This window comes from Mesorhizobium sp. M7A.F.Ca.CA.004.04.2.1, from assembly GCF_004022825.1.
Classification (GTDB): domain Bacteria; phylum Pseudomonadota; class Alphaproteobacteria; order Rhizobiales; family Rhizobiaceae; genus Mesorhizobium.
Window position 1 is genome coordinate 1 of sequence record NZ_RZPH01001182.1, and the last position, 1692, is coordinate 1692.

A 1692-nucleotide genomic window follows, 5' to 3' on the forward strand; every position below is an offset into this window, starting at 1 on the left:
CCGGCGAAGATTTCGCGAGTCACCTGGAAGTCGTCGCCGAGCGATGCCTTGAGATAATCCTTCAGGCCGCCGGGAAAATGGAATTCAGCCTTGGCCGGTGTCTGATCTTTTTCCTTGATCAGCGACGGATCGCAGGTCCAGCGGATCTCGACACCACCGAACAAATAGGCTTTCGAGCGCGTCATGCGGTAGAGCCGCGCCGGTTCGAACGCAGCGCCCTTGCCGAAAATCTGCTCGTCGGGGTGGAATCGGATCTTTGTGCCGCGCCGGTTGTGGATTTCGCCCAGTTGCTCCAGGCCGGTCACGGGAACGCCGCGCGAGAATTTTTGTCGATACAGTTGCCGTCCCCGCGCGACCTCGACCTCGAGATGGTCCGACAGCGCGTTGACCACGGACACGCCGACGCCATGCAGGCCACCTGATGTCTCGTAAACCTTGGAGTCGAACTTGCCGCCCGAATGCAGCGTCGTCATGATCACTTCGAGCGCCGGCTTCTTGAACTTCGGGTGCGGATCGATCGGGATGCCGCGGCCATTGTCGGTCACGGCGAGATAGCCGTCGGCCGAGAGCTCGACATCGATGAAGGTGGCATGGCCGGCTACCGCCTCGTCCATCGAATTGTCGATGACCTCGGCGAACAGATGGTGCATCGCCTTGTCGTCGGTGCCGCCGATATACATGCCTGGCCGGCGGCGCACCGGCTCCAGCCCTTCCAGCACCTCGATGTCGGCAGCGCTATAGCCCTCGCTGCCATCCTTGATTGAGGCAGGACGCTTGGTGGCCTGCACCAGCGGATCCGCCGGGCGCGCCGGTGTGCGAACCGGCTGCGGCTGCTTGTCCATATTGCCGAAGAGATCGTTGTTGTCGTCCATGCCTGCCATAGGGTCCGGTGCTGCGAATCACCTCGCGATACTGCCACGCTTTTCAGCGCCAAGCGACCGAGGTTCCTGTTCCGTTCGGGGATCTGATCCCTCTTAACCCAAAACCATTCGATAACCAAGCTGGCGGAAATAGGTCCGATGCCGCCGCGCAAGATTCCTGATTCTTTAACAATGCGGCCTAGCGTGAGCCCAACAAAACAAGAAACTGCTGATATCAGGGGTTTAGGCGTGAGGGGCAAGGCCATATCGATGATCGGCATCGCCGCCGTTTTCGGGGCGATCTCGATCTTTGCCGCGGATTTCTGGGTCAAAAGCCAGGCCGAGGCCGATTCCGAAGAGAAGACGTCGTCGATCCCGGCACTTGTTGTGCCGAAGGTCGAGTTCAAGACCATCGTGGTGGCGAATGCCCCATTGCGCTACGGCATGGCGCTCGACCGCGCGCAGCTCAGCGAAATCCCGTGGTCGCAAGAGGCCGTGCCGCAGGGCGCCTTCACCACCATCAATGCCTTGCTCGCCGACGGCACTCGCGTGGTGCTGTCGCCTATCGAGGTCAACGAACCGGTGCTGCTGACCAAGCTGTCTGGGCCAAATGGCCGCGCGACGCTTTCCAACATGATGACGCCCGGAATGCGGGCGGTCACCATCCGCACCGACGAGATAGCCGGCGTCGGCGGCTTCGTCACGCCCGGTGACCGCGTTGACGTGGTGCTGACGCGCGATGCCGGCGAAATTCAGGAAGTGGCCAAGAATGCGCAAGGGGCCGCCGGTTCGACCATCACCTCCGAGATCGTCGTCGCCGATGCCAAGGTGC

Annotated in this window: 2 protein-coding genes; one reads left to right on the plus strand and one right to left on the minus strand. The window is 61.6% G+C overall.

All coding sequences use genetic code 11. The features are described 5' to 3' along the window. A partial coding sequence (locus tag EN893_RS32735; protein ID WP_245490943.1) for an ATP-binding protein occupies nt 1–872 on the minus strand: 872 nt, incomplete at its 3' end. Nucleotides 873–1109: 237 nt separating this feature from the next. Between EN893_RS32735 and cpaB the strand changes: the two genes are divergently transcribed. Next, nucleotides 1110–1692: Flp pilus assembly protein CpaB (gene cpaB, locus EN893_RS32740; protein WP_245490944.1), on the plus strand; the 583-nt coding region annotated here is incomplete at its 3' end.